14 protein-coding genes are annotated in these 19175 nt (G+C 64.5%); 5 read left to right on the forward strand and 9 right to left on the reverse strand.

Annotated features, from left to right (window positions below):
* The gene (locus IRI77_RS29875; protein WP_194448617.1) at window positions 1–942 is read right to left on the reverse strand and encodes an ATP-grasp domain-containing protein; all 942 of its coding nucleotides are present in this window, start codon (window positions 940–942) and stop codon (window positions 1–3) included.
* Between the two features lie 33 nt (window positions 943–975).
* Window positions 976–1692: an esterase family protein gene (locus IRI77_RS29880; protein WP_194448618.1), complete on the reverse strand. Its 717-nt coding sequence runs from the start codon at window positions 1690–1692 to the stop codon at window positions 976–978.
* 170 nt (window positions 1693–1862) lie between these two features.
* Between IRI77_RS29880 and IRI77_RS29885 the strand changes: the two genes are divergently transcribed.
* Both IRI77_RS29885 and IRI77_RS29890 read left to right on the forward strand, forming a co-directional pair.
* Entirely contained in the window at window positions 1863–5378 is a 3516-nt protein-coding gene (locus tag IRI77_RS29885; protein WP_194448619.1) for a hybrid sensor histidine kinase/response regulator, read from the forward strand.
* 35 nt (window positions 5379–5413) lie between these two features.
* Window positions 5414–6688: a YeiH family protein gene (locus IRI77_RS29890; protein ID WP_194448620.1), complete on the forward strand. Its 1275-nt coding sequence runs from the start codon at window positions 5414–5416 to the stop codon at window positions 6686–6688.
* A 4-nt stretch (window positions 6689–6692) separates the two neighbouring features.
* On the opposite strand, the gene IRI77_RS29895 is transcribed toward IRI77_RS29890, so the two are convergent.
* The 7 genes from IRI77_RS29895 to IRI77_RS29925 all read right to left on the reverse strand — a co-directional run bounded on the left by IRI77_RS29895 (window position 6693) and on the right by IRI77_RS29925 (window position 15501).
* Window positions 6693–7472, reverse strand: coding sequence for a LytR/AlgR family response regulator transcription factor (locus IRI77_RS29895; RefSeq protein WP_228486388.1), 780 nt, complete (start codon window positions 7470–7472; stop codon window positions 6693–6695).
* Window positions 7469–8578, reverse strand: a complete 1110-nt coding sequence (locus IRI77_RS29900; protein ID WP_194448621.1) for a sensor histidine kinase — start codon at window positions 8576–8578, stop codon at window positions 7469–7471. Before IRI77_RS29900 ends, IRI77_RS29895 begins: the two co-directional genes overlap by 4 nt.
* A 13-nt stretch (window positions 8579–8591) precedes the next feature.
* Window positions 8592–9605, reverse strand: a complete 1014-nt coding sequence (locus tag IRI77_RS29905) for a DJ-1/PfpI family protein (RefSeq protein ID WP_194448622.1) — start codon at window positions 9603–9605, stop codon at window positions 8592–8594.
* A gap of 107 nt (window positions 9606–9712) precedes the next feature.
* Window positions 9713–10570, reverse strand: coding sequence for a thiamine-phosphate kinase (thiL, locus tag IRI77_RS29910; protein ID WP_194448623.1), 858 nt, complete (start codon window positions 10568–10570; stop codon window positions 9713–9715).
* Window positions 10567–13209, reverse strand: a complete 2643-nt coding sequence (locus tag IRI77_RS29915) for a hsp70 family protein (RefSeq protein ID WP_194448624.1) — start codon at window positions 13207–13209, stop codon at window positions 10567–10569. Before IRI77_RS29915 ends, thiL begins: the two co-directional genes overlap by 4 nt.
* The gene (locus IRI77_RS29920) at window positions 13206–14960 is read right to left on the reverse strand and encodes an Hsp70 family protein (RefSeq protein ID WP_228486389.1); all 1755 of its coding nucleotides are present in this window, start codon (window positions 14958–14960) and stop codon (window positions 13206–13208) included. Before IRI77_RS29920 ends, IRI77_RS29915 begins: the two co-directional genes overlap by 4 nt.
* A gap of 19 nt (window positions 14961–14979) precedes the next feature.
* Window positions 14980–15501, reverse strand: a complete 522-nt coding sequence (locus IRI77_RS29925; RefSeq protein ID WP_194448625.1) for a DUF2760 domain-containing protein — start codon at window positions 15499–15501, stop codon at window positions 14980–14982.
* 270 nt (window positions 15502–15771) lie between these two features.
* Here IRI77_RS29925 and IRI77_RS29930 point away from each other — a divergent pair, with 270 nt between their 5' ends.
* Genes IRI77_RS29930 through IRI77_RS29940 form a run of 3 tightly spaced genes read left to right on the forward strand, consistent with a single transcriptional unit; the run spans window position 15772 to window position 19171 of the window.
* Window positions 15772–16107 carry a PadR family transcriptional regulator gene (locus IRI77_RS29930; RefSeq protein WP_194448626.1) on the forward strand — a complete coding sequence of 112 codons (336 nt, stop codon included), beginning with the start codon at window positions 15772–15774 and terminating at the stop codon, window positions 16105–16107.
* Window positions 16108–16110: 3 nt separating this feature from the next.
* Window positions 16111–18813, forward strand: coding sequence for an ABC transporter permease (locus tag IRI77_RS29935; RefSeq protein WP_194448627.1), 2703 nt, complete (start codon window positions 16111–16113; stop codon window positions 18811–18813).
* 49 nt (window positions 18814–18862) lie between these two features.
* Window positions 18863–19171, forward strand: coding sequence for an ASCH domain-containing protein (locus IRI77_RS29940; RefSeq protein WP_194448628.1), 309 nt, complete (start codon window positions 18863–18865; stop codon window positions 19169–19171).
* Window positions 19172–19175 lie beyond the last annotated feature (4 nt).

A 19175-nucleotide genomic window follows, 5' to 3' on the forward strand; every position in this document is an offset into this window, starting at 1 on the left:
CTAGCGTTGGCCGCCGGCCAGGAACCGGCCCCAGTGGTAGTCGTCCCGCGGCAGGACAGGGCTGAGCGCCGTGGCGATAGCGAAGTCGGCCATGGCCTCGAGAATCCACTCGAAGTTCTCCTCGCCGACGGAGAACCTGTCGGCGTCCGGAGCCGGATTCAGGTAGTCGATGGCGTAAGGGATGCCGTCGCGCACCGCGAACTCCACCGTATTCATGTCGTAACCCAGTGCCCTGCAAAGCTTTAGCGCGTCGGCCACGATCCGGTCGTAGAGCGGGGATTGCCTGGGGTCGGCGGTGGTGACGTAGCGCTGCTCGTGCGGGAGGCGCGGGTCGTAGGCCATGACATGCACCTTTTCGCGGCCGATGACGTAGCAGCGGTAGTAGTCGGTGAAGTCGATGTTTTCCTGGAGCACCATGCCCAGGTCGCCCGTCTGGTTGTAGGCGGCGTAGAGCTCGTCGGGGGAATTCACTTTGTAGACGTTCCGCCAGCCGCCGCCCAGATGCGGTTTCATGAAGGCGGGAAAGCCAATGTAGTCAAAGACTTCCTGCCAGTTGAGAGGGTGCATCAGGTTGCGCATCGACTGGGAGGTCGTGCTGGGTGGATGGGAGTGGTGCGGCAGCATGACGGTTTTGGGAACCGCCACGCCGATCTGCTCGCCCAGCGCGTAGTTGAAGAACTTGTCGTCGGCGCTCCACCAGAACGGATTGTTGATGACCTTGGCGCCGTGGAGGATGGCGTTCCGGAGGTAGGCCCGATAGAACGGGATATCGTGCGAAATCCGGTCGATGATGACCTCGTAGCCACTGGGTTTGTCCATGCGGAACGCGCCGGTCATCAGGCTCTCGGCGATCACTCCGTCCACCTGCCGCGCGTTGATGCGCTCCACCAATGCCATCGGGAAGGTGTTCTCCATCCCATACAAAAGCCCGATCTTCTTCATCCCTGCTTCCTCCGTTGAAGATGATTCCGCGATCTAGCTAAAGTACTTCTTCGACATGAGCTGCCACAAGGGCCAATCGTGGACCGCGCCCAGCCCCCAGTAGTCGAACCAGTGGGGGATGCCCTTGGCGTTGAAGATGCCCGAGATGCGGCGGTTCTCCTCCAGGCAGATGTCGTGTTCGCCCGCGCCGAAAACCCAGCGGATCTCGCGACGGTACTGGTCAAGATACCAGGCGTCCTGCGTGTTGGGCACGAAGTCCACCGGGTTGTTGAAGTAGCACTCGTTGTCATAGTAGCCGCCCAGGAACTGTTTGATGTCGTAGGCGCCCGACATGGAGACACAAGTGTGAACACATTCCGGATGGCGCAACGCAAAGTTCGTGCAGTGGTAGCCGCCGAAGCTGCAACCGGTCACCGCGACGCGGTGATGCCCGCTGCGGGCCCGCATCAGGGGCAGTACTTCTTTCAGGAGGTACTCCTCGTATTGCACGTGCCGGCGGACGCGGTCGGCTGGATGAATGCCTTTGTTGTACCAGCTCTCCCTGTCGACACTGTCGACGCAGAAGAGCATGGCCTGGCCCGTATCCAGTTGCCATTGCATGGCTTGCACCATGCCGCGATCCTCGTATTCGAAGAACCGGCCCATCGAGCTGGGGAAGACCAGCATGGGGATTCCCCCGTGTCCGAACTGGAGAATCTCCATTTCCCGGCCCAATCGTTGGCTGTACCACTTGTGATATTCGCGATTCATGGACGGCCCCAGCGCCTGCCCCCTTCCCGAGGTATTCTCCCAGTGTAGAGCAGGAGATTCGCGGCTGGATGAACCCCCGCGGGCCTCCTCCAACACCTTTTGAAGAAAAGACTTGTCAGCAAGCCTACACAGCGCTCAACTTTCCCATCCATTCTGTCGATAAACCCGACATGGACCTACGCGCGAGCGGCCTCCGGCTGGCAGCGTGCCTGGCAGCAGTCTGCCTGGCACCGCGCGTGTGTGCCCAAAAGTTTGCGTTTCAGGAGTTTGGCTACGCGGACGGACTGCTGAACCTGGCCGTTGAGCAGGTGATCCAGGACAAGGACGGCTTCCTCTGGGTGGGCACCCAGAACGGGCTGTACCGCTTCGATGGGCACAGTTTCGCCGAGTATGGCATCAAGGACGGCGTGCCGGCGACCTCGCTGCAGTCGCTGCACCAGAGTCCCGACGGAACCATCTGGCTGGGAAGCCAAGTTGGCTTGTGGGTCCAGAACGGAAACCGGTTCGACAAAGTCGACATCGCACCGGCCAAGAAAGTCGTGGGGGCACAGGGCGTTGCCTCGGACCGCTCCGGCCGGGTGTACATTGCGACGCCGTCCGGCCTGCTCATTGCCGACCGTCAGAAAACCGGGACCTGGAAGTACCACTACGCGACTGGCGTGAAGAGCCCCGTGGCCAGTGTGATGGTCAATCGCCGGGACGAAGTCTGGTTCGGCTGCCTGACGTCCATCTGCAAACTGGACGGTGAGAATGAGATCCCGGCCGCCACCTGGAGTGAGCAGCCGAAGGATCCATGGCAGTACATGCTGGAGGATCACGACGGCAATCTCTGGATCCGGAACCGGGTGACGGTGATGGTGCGCAGGGTGGGGACTGAGGAATTTGTGCCCGTCCCGTGCGACCGGTCGCTGAGCAGTCCCTGGGTGCCGCAGTTGGCCCTCGACAACAAGGGACGCCTGCTGGTGCCCCTGAAAGAGGGTTTCGCCATTCTGGAGGGGAACCGCTGGCGCTTTGTCACGCGGGCCCAGGGGCTCGCCGCAAACGACGTTTCCATGATCTTCCGGGACAAGGACGGTGCGATGTGGATCGGCCTGCTGGGCCGCGGGCTGTTTCGCTGGATCGGCTACGGAGAGTGGGAAGGCTACACCTACACGGAAGGACTCAACGACGAACTCGTCTGGCAGATCCTGCCTGACGGGCACGGCGCCATCTGGGTAGCCACGCGGGGCGGCCTTTATCTCGGGAGGAGAAAGTCGGAGAGGTACTTCTTCGAGCCGACTCCCGCCTTGCAGGGGGAAGAGATCCAGGCGCTCGCGATGGATCGGGATGGCAGCCTGTGGGCCGGATTGCGCGGCTTCGGCGCGGTTCACTTCTTTCCGGGAACAGGGCGTGTCGACCGGTATCCCATGGCCCAACTGGGGCGGAACAGTTACATCTCGCACATCGAGATCGACAAAGAGGGGCAGATCTGGGCCTCGACGACCACCAAGTCCGGGTTGAATCTCTTCAATCCGAAGACGCGCCGCTTCGAGCCGGTGGATGTGCCGGGTTCCGAGAAATCGACAGGGCTGACCATGAAGGTCCTGGCGGATGGCGAGCTCTGGTACGGCACAACCCACGGGTTGTTCCGCCGGACGGGCGGCCGATGGATCCGGTATGGGCTACGGGAAGGCTTGAAGTATGACGGCGTCTGGTCGATCAGCGACGGGCCGGACGATTCGGTGTGGATCGCCTATCAGACGGGCATGGGGCTGACCCGCGCCACCCGCCAGGGCGACAAGCTGCAACTTTCGCACCTGACCCCCGCGGATGGACTGCCGTCGAACCAGATTTACTTCACGCGATTCGACACCAAGGGGAACATGTGGGTGGGGTCGGATCGAGGCGTGGGCGTCTTCAACGGCAAGCAATGGTCCCAGTACCGGCGCGGCGACGGGCTGGTGTGGGACGACTGCAACTCGGATGCGTTCGCGTCCGAGCCGGATGGCACCGTCTGGATCGGGACGAGCGCGGGGCTCTCGCGTTTCCACGAATCCGAAGTCAAAGCAAGCCCGGGACCGCCCCGGGTGGTGCTTACTTCCGTCCAACTGGGTGGACACCCCCAGACGCCGTCCACTGCCGCGAAGGTGGATTACCGCTGGAACACGCTGACGGTCCGGTTCGCGGTTCTGTCGTTTTCGCGGCCCTCCAGCCAGCGCTTCCGCTATCGTGTCGTTGGGCTTTCGTCGGAGTGGCAGAACACGTCGCAGCGTGAGATGCAGTTTGCGGAAATGCCGCCGGGCGACTACCGCCTGGAGGTGTACGGGTTTGACGGGTACAAGGAATGGAGCCGCGAGCCGGCCGTTTTCGCGTTCACGATTATGCCCCCGTGGTGGGCCAATCGCTACCTGCAGGGGCTGGTGGTCCTGCTGCTGATTGCGGCGGGCCTGTGGCGCATCGAGCGCGCGAAGCACCAGCACCGCGAGGAGACTGAGCGGCTGGAACGCGCGGTGGACGAGCGCACGAAGCAACTGCGGCTGGAGAAGGAACGGAGTGAACGGGCCAATCGCCTGAAAGACGAATTCCTGGCCAACGTCAGCCATGAGATCAGGACGCCGATGAACGGCATCCTCGGCATGACGGAACTGGCGCTGGGTACGCCGCTGACGACGGAACAGAAGGATTATCTGGAGACCGTCAAGATCTCGGCCGACAGCCTGCTGGCCCTGCTAAACGACATTCTGGACCTCTCCAAGATCGAAGCGGGCTTCATGGAAATTGGCCACGAGGAGTTCCCGTTGCGCGATACCGTGCAGCAGGCGGTCCGCACGCTGGCCGGCCGGGCCGCGGCGAAGCGGCTGGAACTCACCTGCTCTTTCGACAAGAAACTGCCCAACCGGATGATCGGCGACAGTTCCCGGCTCAGGCAAGTGCTTCTGAACCTGCTCGGAAATGCCCTGAAGTTCACTGAGAAGGGATCCGTGTCGTTGAGTGTGGCCCTGGACCGCACCGTCGATAACGATGCGGAGATTCGTTTCGAGGTGAAGGATACCGGTATCGGCATTCCGTTGGATCAGCAAAAACTCATCTTCGAAGCCTTCCGGCAGGCGGACGGTTCAGTCACACGCCGCTACGGCGGCACGGGGCTTGGCCTGGCGATCTCGGCCAAGATTGTCGACGGGATGGGGGGCCGGTTGGAGGTGGAGAGCGAGCCGGGCAAAGGCAGCCTCTTCCGCTTCTGGGTGAAGATGCAACTGGTTGCCCCGCTGGAGAATGCTCCGGATCCCGAACCGGAGCCTGTGCCGGAGCCACCGGCCCCAGCCCGGCTGCGCGTGCTGGTGGCCGAGGACAATCCGGTGAACCGCAAACTGGTGGAACGCCTGATGAGCAAGCGAGGCCACGACGTGGTGGCGGTTTCCGACGGCAAGCAGGCCGTCGACCGGATCTCAGTGCAACACTTCGATGTGGTTCTCATGGACGTGCAGATGCCAGGCATGGACGGGTTGGAGGCGACACGGCAGATCCGGAGCCTGGAAGTGGCCCTCGGCCGGCACGTGCCCATTCTGGCGCTGACGGCCAACGCCATGAAGGGCGATGAAGGCTCGTGCCTGGAAGCCGGCATGGATGGGTTCCTCACCAAGCCTTACGAGGCCGAAAAGCTGTTCGGCGTGATCGACGAAATGACTCGCCGCAACCCGATTCCATGAAGCTCCCCGCCTGTGCGTGGTAGTGTTCGATAGATATGGCTTCTGCATCGAACCGCTGGTGGATTCATGAGGACTGGCTGGCCGTTTGGCTGGGGTTGGCGACACTGATTGTTGTTCCGTTGGGCCTCAGGCCGGCCCTGCCCGCCTTCAAATGGGCTTCCACCACCGCGCTGGGCGGGTTATTCAACGCCGCCAACCTACAGACATCGCTGATTCTCTGCGCAATTTTGTTCGTGATGGCGCTGCCTGGCGCCCTGGCGCTGGGTGCGAAAGCCGGAAAGTTCGCCCTAGGCTTCCTCGTCGTCTTCGCCCTGTCCTGGCTGGCTCAACTCATTGCGGGCAACAGTACGATGGCCTACTGGGGCATCGAGTACGTCATCTTCGCGCTGGTGCTGGGCCTGCTGTTCAGCAACGTGATCGGCTGCCCGGCCTGGTTGATGGAAGCGGTGCGTACGGAGTATTTCATCAAGAGCGGCCTGGTCATCATGGGCGCCACGATCCTTTTCCAGGACATCATGGAAGCCGGCGTCCTGGGCATGCTCCAGGCGGTGTTGGTGGTCGTGGTGGTTTGGTATTTCAGTTTCTGGCTGTGCCGCCGCCTGAAGCTGGACGATGAGTTCTCGGCGATGCTCTCCACCGCGGTGTCCATCTGTGGAGTGAGCGCCGCCATCGCGGCCTGCGGAGCCATCCACGGCGACCGCCGCCGGCTCAGCTACGTGGCCAGCGTCGTGCTGATTGTGGCCGTCCCCATGATCGTGATCCAACCCTGGCTGATCAAGACAATGGGACTCTCCGATGTCGTTGGAGGCGCATGGCTGGGCGGGACGCTCGACACGACGGGCAGCGTGGTTGCGGCCGGGTCGTTGATCAGTGAGACGGCCATGAAGATGGGCACCATCGTGAAGTTCTCGCAAAACGTGCTTATCGGCGTGGCGGCGTTCCTGCTATCCGTCTGGTGGTCGATGAAGTCCGGCAATGGCAATCAGCCCAAGGCCAGTGCGCGGGTGATCTGGGAGCGGTTCCCCAAGTTCGTGATCGGATTCGTCGCCGCGTCCCTGGTGTTCAGCTTCCTGGTGGATCCGGCTGTCGTGAAGGCGACCAAGGGGACTCTGACTGGACTGCGTACGGCCTGGTTTGCGCTCGCCTTTGCCTGCATCGGCCTGGAAACGAAGTTCACCGATCTGCTGACCATGGAGAACGGCCGGCCGTTCTTCGCCTTCCTGGGTGCGCAGACGGCCAACGTGATCTGGACGTTGATTCTGGCCTGGCTCATCTTCGGCGGCATGTTCTTCGCCGTGCCGAAGATCTGATCCTCTAGAGGAATCCCAGCCTGCGGCGGTATCCGCGGCTGATCTTGAGCTCCGTGCCATCCGAGAGGACGGCGCGGTGCTCACCATCGACGCCGAGTTGGACCTCGCGGATGCGGTCAATGTTCACGATGGTCGAGCGGTGCACGCGCACGAACTTCTCGGGATCCATGCAGCGTTCCATCTCGGCCATGGATTGCCGCACCAGGTGGGCGCGTCCGGCTACGTGCAGGCGGACGTAGTAGTCCGCGGCCTCGATCCAATCGATCTCGGGGGCCCGCACGAGCACGAGGCGGTTGCCGGTCCGCACGATAAAGCGGTCGGTAAACGCGGCTTCTCCCTCTTTCACCTGGCCCGGCCGCGCGGCCGCCAGCGCCAGCAAACGCTCGCCCAGTTGTTCCATCTCGCGGCACCTCACTTGTCTTTTGGCGTTCTCCAACGCCTTCGCGAATCGCTCGTCGTCGAAGGGCTTCAACACATAGTCCACGGCCTGTACTTCGAAGGCACGAATGGCGTGCTGGTCGTAGGCCGTCACAAACACAATCACCGGCATGTTCTCCGGATCCAGCGTCGCGATGACGTCGAAGCCGTCGGCCTCGGGCATCTGCACATCCAGGAACACGAGATCGGGCTCGAGTTTCGGAATATCCTCCATGGCTTCCAGTCCGCTGGCGCTCTCGCCGGCGACCTCGATCTCCTGGTCGCACTCCAGCAGCAGGCGCAGGTTCTTCCTGGCCAGCGGCTCGTCGTCCACCAGCAGGGCGCGGATGCGGGGTGCGGCCGTCACGCCGGCTCCTCCCGCAACGGCAGGTGAATCACCGCCTCCACGCCGGACGGCGTTGCATCGTGCACGTCCAGGCCGGCCCGCTCGCCGTAGAGGGTCGCCAGCCGCTGGCGCGTGTTCGCGATGCCGACTCCGGCACGCCGAGGGTTCTCCTGCAGCGACGGACCATCGTTATTCACCGTCAGCCGCAGCACGCCCGAGGACTCGGCCGCGCTGACCCGGATGTTCACCGCCGCATTGCGGGCCGCGACGCCGTATTGAATCGCGTTCTCGAGCAGCGGCTGCAGGATGAGGCTCGGCACCCGGGCGCCGCCCAACTCTCCCGGCACCGACCAGTTCACGCCCAGCCGCTCGCCATAGCGCATCTGCTGGATGTCGAGATACTGTTTGGCGAAGCGGATCTCCTCATCCAGTTCCACTTCCAGGTCCGGCGGGCTATCGATGACATAGCGCAGCAGGTCGCTCAAGCCCACCAGCATGCGGATCGCACAGGTCTGGTTGCCGTCGCGCACCAGGGCCGAGATCCCGTTCAGCGTGTTGAACAGGAAGTGCGGGTTCAACTGGGCCCGCAACGCCCGCAGTTGGGCCTGCGAGAGCTGCGTTTCGAGCTGCGCCTCGCGCACATCCCGTTCCTGGAGTCTCTGCTGCGACTCGCGCCACGCGCAGAAGATCATCACGCCCACATAGGCCAGCAGATCCATGTGCAGTTGGGCCAGGAATTGCCCGCCCAGACGCTCCAGAAACGTGCTTTTGCCTTCATTCGGCCAGTATTTGAGCAACTCGGTCGCCAACACCACCAGCAGCACCGCCCGGGTGGCGGCAATGCAGATCCAGGTGGCCAGATGCAGCGGCAAAGCCACGGCCAGGCCCGGCCTGCGCAGCGGATAGCGCCTGCCCAACTCAACGACCAGCGGCGTCGCCATGGCCCAGATCATCCAGCCCAGGAAGGCCCGGATGAAGAGGGGAGTGCCCGGCACCTCCGGCATTTCCGCCTTGACGCTGAGCACCACCTGGGTCGCGTTGAACAGGGCAAACGCTACCCAGACAGCGGACAACTTCCACCACGTCACGCGGATGCGCGACGGATCACGCGGTACAGCCGGATTCATGCCTTGCATTCCATCAGATTGACGCACGCCGGGGATCCAGGTGCAAGGAGAGGCGCACGGCCACCCCCTGCCCGCTCACCGTATTCGGCGTTACTTCCAGAACTCCGCGCCAGCTGCGGTCCCGCTCATCCCGAAAGCGCCACTGGCTGCGCAACGGGGCGTCCTCGCCGTCGATCTTCGTCCACTGCGGCGTCGACTCCATCCAGGTCACATGCTGCCGGATGGCTGTCTGGAACGCTTCGAAGACCACCTCGGGTGACGACGGGTCTGTGACAGCCCACTCATTCACCCATTGCTCTTCGTCGCCTTCCCGCCGGATCGACTGCGCGCTGGTCACCGCATAGCGAAAGGCGCACAGCCTGTCGGCCAGTTGCGACCTGACAAAGGATCCCTCGGGATCCCAGTTATATTCCACGGCGAGTGCCGCCATCTGGGCCGCGCCGCGCCCGTCCAGCTTCTCAAGCACGTGCAGCGCCGCGTCGATGCCCGCGGACAGGCCGGCGGAGGTCACATATTTACCGCTATCCGTATAGCGGACATCGTCCACGACTCGGGCCAGGGGCGCGATGCGGCGCAGCCCGTCCGTCAGTCCGAAGGTGGCCGTAGCCGTGTGATCGTCCAGCAGGCCGGCCTTGCCCAACAGGAAAGAGCCGTTGCTCACGGAGAGTACGACCTGGGCTTTGCCTGCTTTGTCGCGGAGGAAGCTCAGCAGCCGCGGATTCTCGAGTTCCGCCTTCATGTTGCTGCTGCCCGGCACCAGCAGGATGTCCGGATCGGGCGCGTTCTCGAAGGTATACTGCGCGTTCACGCTCAGGTCGCCGTTGGTGACGACGGTGGGCTGCTCCGCCACCGTGAAGACGCTGGTTCCGCCGTAGCGCAGAATGTCGATCGGCGCGGCGTAACCCATCACCTGCGCTCCGGGAAACAGGACTACGGCGGCCGTCCTTTGCGGCACGGTGCCGTCTCCGCGGACGGCCGTCAGCGGCAGTAAAACGGCGAAGAGAAGTCGACTGCATGTTTGGCTCATTACGGGGCCTCCCAGTCTCGGCTGGATACAGCATGCGGCCAGAGGCTCCGGTCAGGTTACGGAATGCAGGGAGAGGCGGCGGATTTGCAGCGAATGGCGGAATCCGGTCAGGCGAGGGGATCCCAACCGCGGGGTTGTAAACTTTCGCCGGCCAGGGTCACGCGGCCCGGCTTGCCCTCCACGATGAGCCCCACGCGGGTCAGTTCCCGTGGTGCGCGGCGGCCTGGCGGCAGCGTGCAGAGCAGTTCGTAGTCTTCGCCCCCGAAGAGGGCGTGCTCGAGCGTAGCCTTCGGCGCCGAGGGCAGTGGACCGTCCAGTTCAGCGGCCACGCCGGACTCCACCGCCAGGCGGTGCAGATCCATCGCCAAGCCATCGCTCAAGTCCATGCAGGACGTGGCTTTGCCGCGCAGCTTGCGGCCCAGTTCCAGGCGGGGGATGGGGCGGTCTTTGTATCCCTTCGCGGCGGCACGGCCCAGGGCTCCGCTGACGTAGATCACGTCGCCGGGTTTTGCTCCGTCCCTCCGCAGCGCCTTGCCGCGCGGCGTGGAGCCGATCACGATGACGTCGATGCTGAGCTTCTCTGTCTTCGAGACGTCTCCGCCGATGATCTGTACGCAATGGAGGCCGGCCAGCTTGTTGAAACCCTGATACAAATCCCGGACGTAGTTGTGACAGCACCAGGGCGCCAGGGCCAGGGAGACGAGAGCGTAACGGGCGTCGCCGCCCATCGCCGCGATGTCGCTGAGGCCTCGGGCCAGGGCCTTCCAGCCTGTGTCGATGCCCGTCTGGGTGGCGCGCGTGAAGTGGACGTCTTCGATCACGAAGTCCGTCGTGAACAGCAGATCCTCATTCGCGCGCGGCCGGATGATCGCGCAGTCGTCGCCGATGCCCTTCACCACGCCGGGCGCCGCTGTCTTGGGCGTCGACCACTTCCGGATTGCGGCGATGAGGCTGAGTTCGTTCATTCCTGTGCGGGAGCGGCCAGCACGAGACCGGAGGGTAGCTCTTCCCCGAAGACGCGGGCCATCGAGTCGAGATCGCTGGGTGTGTCTCCTTCAAATAGAGACAGCAGTTCGGGTGAGCCGGCCAGGGTACGCCGCACCATTTCCAGGGAGCCGGGCGGCAGATCGCGCGTCGCGTCGCCGGTGCTCTGGCCCAGGCGCGCGATGCACTCTTCACTGCCATTTACCTTGCCGATGCCCTCAATCCAACGCACCGCCGTGGCGGCCGGCAGCACCTGGTTCAACGGTCCATAGAAGAGCTTGCGGGCGCCGATGCGGGCCAGGCACCAGAAGTCCGACGCATTCGGTTCTGACCGCAGCCGTTTCACGAGGGCGTTGCCGAGGTCGGTTCGAGTGCCCGCGGGCAGCAGTTCCAGCGATGCCGCGCAGCGCCACATCTCGCGTTCCAGGCTGGAGTTCAGCCGCTGCGGCTTGCCCTTTGGCAGCAGCGCATAGGCGGTGCGCTGGAACACATCGGCCTGCTGGTTCCTGTTCAACCCGCCGGCCACTCGTCCCCAGAAGATCCACCACTGCGTTTCATTTTCGGGTTTGTTCCCGAAGGCCGGGCCCTGCGCCCAGACGCGCCGGGCGAGTTCGATGCGATAGTCGTCGCCGGGATGCCCGAAGCCGGGGCGCAGGCACAGGCCGCCCAGGTTCAGCCAGCGTACTTCATGAGCGGGCGATTTCCGCCGCCCTTCATTCAGTTCCAGGAACACATCGGCCAGCTTGCGGATCACTTCCAGCGGCCAGGAGTTGCGGCCCAGCGCCAGGATCTGTTCCAGCTTGCCCGGCAGTTCCTCGGGCGCCAGCGTGCCGTGCTGGAAGACCGCGCGCACGGCTTCTTCGGCCGCGGCCAGGGCTTCGGCGCTGATCACGGCCACGGGCCGCGATTTCTTCACCTGCTCCGCCAGCACGGGCTTGCGCAGCTCGAATTGAAGCCGCCAGCGGTGCTCGCTGATCTTCGACTCCGCCCAGATCTCCAGCGTGCCCACCTCGCTCAAATGCACGCCCAGCTTCACCGGAACCAGCCGTTCCTCCGCTTTTTTGCCGAAGCGGATCACCGCCTCCAGCGGAGCGTGTTGGTGCAGGGTTTCGGCCACTTCCTGAACGGGGAACTCCACCACTTCGCCCACCTGGTCTTCCGTGCGTAGCAGTGAGGAGTAGAGCTTGAATTTGACGGGCTTGTTCGCGACCAGTTGGAGGTTTTCGAGATCCAGCGTCAGTGTGGAGCCTTCCTCCGTGCCGCGCGGTACCAGGCACACCGTCTTCAAATTCGCCGCGTCGGGCGAGTCGACACCCAGGAAGTAGGCACGCGGCAGGCCGCCGCGCACCAGCACGCCGCTGCCGGTCCCACGCACGTAGGAGTAGTAGGACGCGCCCACGGCTACGGCCAAGTCCAGGTCGTTGTTTTCGAACACCAGCGGCCGCTTGCCATACCAGCTTTCCACGACGTCGGTGACACGCTGGCGCAGGATCTCGGGGATAAAGAATCCGCCGTTGAAGAGGATCGCGTCCGGCGCCGGTGATTGCGACGACTGCAGGAACGCCGCCAGGTGACGCGTGACGGCCGGGTCGCTGACATACGGCAGCCCGATCTCGCGGAACAGGCTCTTCTTGTCCTCCTGCGGCTTTTCGTCGAGCCCGCAGAAGGGCAGGAAACCCTCCATCGCGAGTTCCATCGCCTCTTCGCGCAGTACGGAGGCTTTGAGCGTCCCGCCGATGAGCGAAGTGCCTCCGCCGAGCACGGTGATGTCGACGCTCGCCAGATCCGGAGAACCCAGAAGCTTCTCTTTCGCGGCCGAGCACTGGCGGCGCAGCGCGCTCCGCTGGCGCAGGGAGAGCTGTTTGTTCAGCTTCGACTCCACCAGCCATGCCAGCGTCAGGTCGAGGTTGTCGCCGCCCAGCAGCAGGTGCCGGCCGACGGCCGTGCGCGTGAAGTTGACGCGGTCGCCTTCGCGGCCGACCCGGATCACTGTGAAGTCGCTGGTGCCGCCGCCGACGTCGACTACGAGGACAGTCATGCCGTCTGTCAGCGACTTCTGCGACTGCGAGAGGTGGTTGGCGATCCAGGAATAGAACGCGGCCGCCGGCTCTTCCAGCAGCGTCAGGTTCTCGATGCCCGCTTCGTGGGCGGCCTGGACGGTTAGTTCGCGGGCTTCCTCGTCGAACGAGGCCGGCACGGTGAGCACGACGTCGTGTTCAGAGATGGGTCCGCGGCCCGTTGCTTCCCACGCGTCGCGAATGTGCTTCAGATAGCGCGCCGACGCTTCCACGGGCGACACCACGCGGCCCGCCTCCTGCGCGTCCCAGGGCAGGATCTTCGCTGTCCGGTCCACCTCGGAGTTCGACAGCCACGACTTCGCGGAGTGCACCAGCTTGGTCGGGACCAGCGCCCCTTGTTCGCGCGCGTTCTCGCCGCTGAGTCCATCGCCTTCGAGGTAGAGGAACGAGGGCAGGGAACGCCGGGGTTCGATTTGGCCGCCGATGACTTCCTGCGGAATAGGCAGGATGTGGACTGGCGGAAAATCCGCGCCATCCGCCTCGTTGGGGTCGATAAACGCGCACGCGGAGTTCGTCGTGCCGAGGTCAATACCGATCTTCATGGTTTTCGTTTCTGTCCTGCGTCGCGCACCTGAAACTCGAGCTTCCAGCGGCGGCCATCGCGGGCCACACACCACAACTCCAGCACTCCGGTCTCGGTCACGTGCGCCTCCAGCGACACACGCACCATCTGGCCTTCCTGGCCTTCCAGATGGACCTGGATGGGCGCGATCTCTTCCAGGTCGGAATCAATCTCTTCCAGCAGCGTCCCCGCGTCATCGTGCTTGCGCGCCGAGGACGAGAAGAACCGGAACTCCGCCGGCTCGCCCACCACGAGGGCGAATTCGCGATTCGGGACTTTTGTGCCCGTGCCCTCTTCCATGCCGAAGGGCACAACGGTCAGAGCCTTCATGGGGGCCGCGAAGCCAGGCACCGCGGGCATGGCCGATTCGATGCCGATGTAATAGGTGCGTGGAACGCCGCCGCGAATCCGGATACCGCGTCCTTGCCGCGCGCGGCCGTAATAGGCGGCTCCGCGGGCAACGGCATGCATCAGATCGTCGCCTTCCAGCGAAATGACCGGAGGCTTCCCTTCTTCCCCGAGGAAGGCGTTCAAGACCTCAAGGACACGCTCGCGCAGATGGCGCGCGCGGAAGACGCCGCCATTGAAGAGGACGTGCGTCGGGCACGCCATCCCTGTCGCGTCGCGCCGCAGGAACCGCGCCAGGTGCCGTGTGATGGCGGCGTCGGGTTCGTACGGCAGCCCCACTTCCATCAGGCCGGAGCGGCGCTGCCGGGCCGGCATGTCGTGCGATGAGACGACGGGGAAGAAGCCGTCCACCAGCGTTGTCTCGACTTCAGAGCGCGTCAGTTTCCCTTTGATGGTGCCGCCGATCAGCGAAGAGCCGCGGCCGAGAATGGTCAGCGGCGCTTCCTGCAATTCGTCGTTCGAGAGCAGGTTCTCTTTGGCCAGGCGGCACTGCTGCCACAACGTGTGGAACTGCATGGCGTCGAGCTTGCCCATGCGCGCGGCGGCGGAATGAGCTAGGGCCAGATCCATGTTGTCGCCGCCCAGCAGCAGATGGTCGCCCACGGCTACGCGTTCGAGCTGCAGCGAACCGGCGCTTTCCGTGACGCTGATCAGGGTGAAATCCGTGGTGCCGCCGCCGACGTCGATCACCAGGATCAGATCGCCCGGCTGGACGCTCTCGCGCCAGTTCTCATGCCGTTCCAGCCACGCGTAAAACGCGGCCTGCGGCTCTTCCAGCAGGATCAGGTTGCGGTAGCCCGCCTGCTCGGCGGCCTTCTGGGTCAACTGGCGCGCCGCTTCGTCGAACGAGGCGGGCACCGTGAGCACGACTTGCTGGTCTGTGAACGGCTCATCCGGATGCTGGTAGTCCCAGGCGGCCTTCATGTGCTCCAGGTAGCGCTGGCTGGCCTCGACTGGAGACACGCGCGGAGCCCCGTCCGGTGCATTCACCGGTAGGATCGCGGCGGTCCGGTCCGCGCCTGTATACGACAGCCAGGACTTGGCCGAGGTGACCAGCCGGCCCAGCGTTTCGACCCCGCGGCGCGCCGCCAGCCGGCCCGTGATGGTCCGGTTGCCTTCGAGCCACGGCAGGTCCAGCGCGCCTTCCGCGAATTCACCTTCCCGGGCCAGATACAGAGCCGACTCCAGCAGTGGTTCGGCCTGCACCTCGCCAGGATTCGTCAGTTGCGGGATCGCAAACAGTTCCACCGCGGTGTCCGCATCAGCGGACGTCGAGGCAAACCCGCAGTTTGTGGTGCCGAGGTCGATACCAAGAATTCGCACGAAACTTCGCCGGCCTTTCCTACTCGACTTCCAACTCCGCCGGAGCCAGAATCGACAGGTTCGTCTTGGGATTCAGCGTGGGCAGCATGGTGGAGTCCACCCGCCAGCCCTTGTGCCGCAGCAGTCCGCCCGTTGGCTTGCCCTGCGCCGGCAGATTGCCGACGAACTTGATGGCCGAGGCATCCTTGGCGAGCGCGCCCGCCGACTCGGGCTTGGTGAACGTGCCTTCCACCCCGTCGATCACCGGGGCCAGCTTGAAATACTTCCGCAAAGCCTCCTGTGACTGGTCGTGCAGCGACCGCACCGCGGCGCCCACCTGGTCGTCAGAGAACGGCGTGATGTCTTCCATGACAAAATCCAGCAGGCGGGCGTCCCGCTGAAGAATGCCAAGCACTTGCATGGCTCCGGCCTCCGGTTTCAGCACCGGCTCCTTGGGCGGTTCAGGAGCCTTCTTCACCGGGGTCTTCGAATACCCGTGCGCCTGTGCGATGTCCTCTGCGAGAGAGCCTCCCAGAATACCGAAAAACGCACGAAAAGCCATACCAATGCGGCTCAAAGCGGATTTACCTCCAAAACTCAAGGATACAACGGGCTTCGGTAGCGAACGCCATGGAAAACCTCGCGTCCAGGTCCATGCTTCGAAGCTGGGTTTGGGACTGTCCTGGCCGAATTCCCCTCAACCGGCGCGAGGGGCGGGCTTCGCTGCCGGCGGAGAGGGGCGATCCGCGGCATCTTCTCTTGATAGTCACATCTTGACTATCAAGGGGAGAGTGCCGTACGCTGAAGACGCGGCATCCCGAGACTGAAACTCATGGACGAACAAAACACAGACCTTATCCAGGGCACCCTGGACATGCTCATTCTGAAATCGCTCGATCTGGAGCCCATGCACGGCTTCGGCATTGCCCGCCGGATCGAGCAGGTCTCGCGCGGAGTGTTCAAGGTGAATCCCGGCTCGCTGCTGACCGCCTTTCAGCGGCTGGAGCGCATGGGCTGGCTGGACTCCGAGTGGCGCCAGACCGAGAACGCCCGCAAAGCGAAGTTCTACCGCCTGACCCAGACAGGCAGGAAGCAGTTAGGGGTAGAGACGGCGAACTGGAACCGCCGGGCATCCGCCATCGCGCGCCTCCTGAAAGCCGAAGGCTAGCCCATGTCGCTGTGGCGCCAACTCTCCCGCGGCCTGCGCACGCTGACGAACCGGAATGCCGCCGACCAGGCGATCGACGACGAGATTGAGCATTTCCTGGAAGAATCCGCCGCCGCCTTCACGGCAAAGGGCCTTCCGCCCGAAGAGGCCCGCCGGGCCGCGCGCCTGGAGCTCGGCGCATCCCTGTCGGCCCGGGAGGAGGTGCGCGCCTACGGTTGGGAGAACCGCGTCGACAACCTCTGGGCCGACCTGCGCTATGCGGGCCGGACTCTGACCGGCAACCCGGGTTTCACTGCTGTCAGTATCCTCACCCTGGCCCTGGGCATTGGGGCGTCGACTGCCATCTTTTCCGTTGTCGATGCCGTGCTGTTGCGTTCGCTGCCCTATCCGGAGCCGCAGCAGATCGTCCGAATCTGGGAGCAGGCTCCAAATGGCCACCGCATCAATCTCGCGGATGGCAACTTCGACGACTTCCTGAGGCAGAACCATACTTTTGCCGCACTGGCTGCTTATAACGAGCGTCCGGCCTCGGTTTCGGGCGGCAGCGAGCCGGCGCGGGTCAAATGGTCGGAAGTGTCCAGCGGATTCTTCGGCACTTTTGGCGTCAAGCCGCTGCGTGGGCGGGTCTTCTCTCCCGATGAGAGCCGGACCCAGGGAACCCCCGCGGTGATCGTCAGCTTCCCCTTCTGGCAGCGCTACTTTGGGGGCGCGGACGATCTTGCGCCGCTCCATTTGAAGATCGAGGGCAAGGACTACGCCGTGGCCGGCGTGATGCCGGAGGGGTTCGACTATCCGGCCGGCAATGCGCTGTGGACGCCGGTGGAACTTCAGTCGCAATCGCAGAGTCGCTCCGCACACAATTGGCGCGGCATTGGGCGGATCCGGGCTGGCGTCACGCTGGTGCAGGCGCGTCAGGACCTGAGCGTCATCGCGCGCCGCATCCGCGCTGAGTACGGGAAGAAGGTGGATCTGCAGGATGCCGCGGTGTTGCCGCTGGGCAAGGCGCTGGTGGGCGATGTGCAGACCGCGCTGCTGACCTTGCTGGGCGCGGTGGGCTTGCTGCTGCTGGTGGCGTGCGCGAACGTGGCCGGCCTGTTGGTGGCTCGTGGTGCGGCCCGGCGCAAGGAACTGGCGCTACGTGTCGCCCTGGGCGCCGGGCGCGGCCGGCTGTTGCAGCAGTTTCTGGTGGAATCGCTGGCGCTCTCCCTGGCCGGTGGCACGCTGGGCGTTCTTCTGGCGGCCTGGGCGGTGCGGCTGCTACCGGCGATCCTCCCCGCAAATCTGCCCCGGCAGCAGGGCATCGTCATGAATACGGGGGTGCTGCTGTTCGCTCTCGCCGCGACCTTCGCGGTGGGTGCTGCCCTGGGCGCGCTGGCCGCCTGGCGGGCCGGACGCGGCAACGTGCAGCAGGCGCTTGCCTCGGGTTCCCGGGCCTATACCGGCACGGGCGCCAGCCAACGGCTGCGCGGCGTCGTCGTGACCGGTGAGATTGCAGCGACGCTGGTGATCCTCATCGCGGCCGGACTGCTGGGCCGCAGCTTCCTGCGTCTGGTTTCGACGAGCCCCGGGTTTCACGCCGGCAACCTGATCACGATGCAGTTTTCGGTGCCCATCGAGACGGAGCAGAACGGCGCGCTGGGGCCGGACGCGGTGGCGCGCCAGGCTCGTCTGCTGGAACGTGTCTCCGCGCGCTTGCAGGCGTTGCCCGGAGTGGAGTCCGTCGGCGTCTCCGGTGCGATGCCGGTGGCCGAGGGGGACAACCTGGCCGAAGGCGGTTTCCTGATTCTCAATGGCCGGAAGCCTCCTGCCGATTTCGAGGAGTTCCAGCGCATGGGCCAGAACTCCGGCCAGACGGGGCACGCCCTGTATGCGGTGGCTGGAGAAGAGTACTTCCGCGCAATGGGGATTCCGCTGGTGCGTGGACGGATGTTCGCGGCCCAGGATCAGGCGGACGCCCAACACGTCGCTGTGATCAGCGAAGCGCTGGCGCGGCAGCGGTGGCCCGGGCAGGACCCGCTGGGCCAGGTGCTGGAGTTCGGCAATATGGACGGGAACCTGAAGCCGCTCACCGTGGTCGGATTAGTGGGCGATGTCCGTGCACGCGGCCTCGATGCACCGCCGGGCCCGGTGGTCTACGTCAACTACCGGCAGCGCGGGATGAACCTGAACTCGACGCCGACGCTTCTGCTGCGCACCGCCGCACCGGTGAAGGAGGTCGTGCAGCAGGCGCGGGCGATCGTTCAGGAGATGGCGCCCGACGTTCCGCTCAAGTTCTCGACCTTCGAGGAACAGATGAGCGGCTGGCTGGCCGACCGCCGGTTCCTGCTCCTGCTCGTCGGCCTCTTCGCGGCAGCGGCGCTGTCACTGGCGGCGATCGGGATCTACGGCGTCGTCGCGTTTTCCGTGGCTCGGCGGACGCAGGAGATCGGCATCCGTGTCGCGATGGGGGCCCGGCGCGGTGACATTCTTCGGTTGGTGGTGGGGGAGGGGGCTCGACTCGCCATGCTCGGCGCGGCCATCGGCATCGCCGCCTCCCTGCTGATCACGAGGCTGTTGACCACTCTCCTGTTCGGGATCAGCAGCACCGATCCCGTCACCTTTGCAGGCGTCGCGCTGCTTCTGGGGTTGGTAGCCGTGCTGGCGTCTTATCTACCGGCGCGGCGCGCCATGCGGCTGGATCCCAATAGCGCGCTGAGGTATGAGTAAAAACCTGGTTCCGGGCCGCGACCTCTATCGACCGTTGTAGACTCGCCTCATGGTGTTCACCAAACGGCTGCGCGACGGAGTGCGCCGCGGCGAAATCACTTGCAGCGTCCGGATCTGGCAGCGCCCGCACGTCAAGGCCGGCTGCCGGTATCGAATGGAAGAGGGTGCGATCGAGGTGGACTCCATCACTCCCATCGGCCTGCCTGACATCACTCCGCAACTGGCGCGGGAGTCCGGCTTCCTGGGCGTGGTCGATCTCCTGAAAGTCGCCAAGCACGGCCCTGGCGAGAATATCTACCTGATCCGGTTCCACTACCTGCCCCCCGCCGCCGATCCTCCGGCCCACAAGGCGAAATAGGGAA

Source organism: Paludibaculum fermentans (assembly GCF_015277775.1).
GTDB lineage: Bacteria > Acidobacteriota > Terriglobia > Bryobacterales > Bryobacteraceae > Paludibaculum > Paludibaculum fermentans.